Source organism: Oleiphilus sp. HI0079 (assembly GCF_001635105.1).
In genome coordinates, this window is record NZ_LWFT01000794.1 from 1 (window position 1) to 863 (window position 863).

Below are 863 nucleotides of genomic sequence, written 5' to 3' on the forward strand. Positions count from 1 at the left end.
AGATATTTTTGTTTCTGTTCGTCGTTGCCGTTGCGATAGATCTGGTTAACGCAAAGGTTTGAGTGTGCACCATAGCTTAGGCCAATTGACGCACTGCCTCGACTGATCTCTTCCATCGCAATGGTATGTGCGAGGTAACCCAAGCCAGAGCCGCCATACTCTTCGGAGATTGTCATCCCAAGCACACCAATATCGCCTAGCTTTCTCCATAATTCGTTTGGAAATTCGTTGTCGCTGTCTGTTTTGGCAGCGAGCGGCTTGATCTCGGAAGTAACGAAAGAGGCTACTTGGTCTCTAAGGATGTCGACGGTCTCGCCGAGGTTAAAGTTCAGGTTTTGCATTGAGGCGATGCTCATGAATGACTCCGGGGTTCTGTAATCAATTATCTTTATTGTTTGGTTTGGAGCGCTTTTAGCGCTTCAAGGCAGCGCTCTTCAGCGCCCATTAATTCATTTTCCATCGCGCGTATGTCGATCAGCTGTTGCGCAAGCGCTTCTCGCCGCTCTCGAATTTTGTACAGCAGGCTTTGAAGCTGGTCTTCATTATTGCCGTCGGGCGAATACATATTGATCAATTCTTTCGACTCGGCGAGAGAGAGCCCAAGGCGCTTACCACGAAGTATCAGTTTTAAACGGACTCGATCTGAATCATCATAAATGCGGTTTTGCCCATTGCGGGTTGGGTGTAGGAGGCCTTCCGATTCATAAAACCGCATTGTGCGGGTTGTGATATCGAACTCGCTAGATAACTCCGAGATGTTGTAGGTCTTTCGTTCCATTTTTTTTGCGCGCAGAAGACTATGAATAATACTCAGCGCAGTATGGATTGACGTTAACGTCAACGTCAATAGCTAGCGGTCAATT

General features: G+C 47.4%; 2 protein-coding genes. Both read right to left on the reverse strand.

The window, feature by feature from the left end; genetic code table 11:
- Positions 1–356, reverse strand: a 356-nt coding sequence (locus A3750_RS14875) for an acyl-CoA dehydrogenase family protein (protein WP_231871838.1), incomplete at its 3' end; no start/stop codon positions are given.
- Between the two features lie 32 nt (positions 357–388).
- Positions 389–778, reverse strand: coding sequence for a MerR family DNA-binding transcriptional regulator (locus tag A3750_RS14880; protein WP_068452318.1), 390 nt, complete (start codon positions 776–778; stop codon positions 389–391).
- Between the last annotated feature and the right edge of the window lie 85 nt (positions 779–863).

Bases quoted from the DNA above. Each gene is read 5' to 3' on its own strand.
- A3750_RS14880 (WP_068452318.1), bottom strand. From the start codon at position 778: ATGGAACGAAAGACCTACAACATCTCGGAGTTATCTAGCGAGTTCGAT.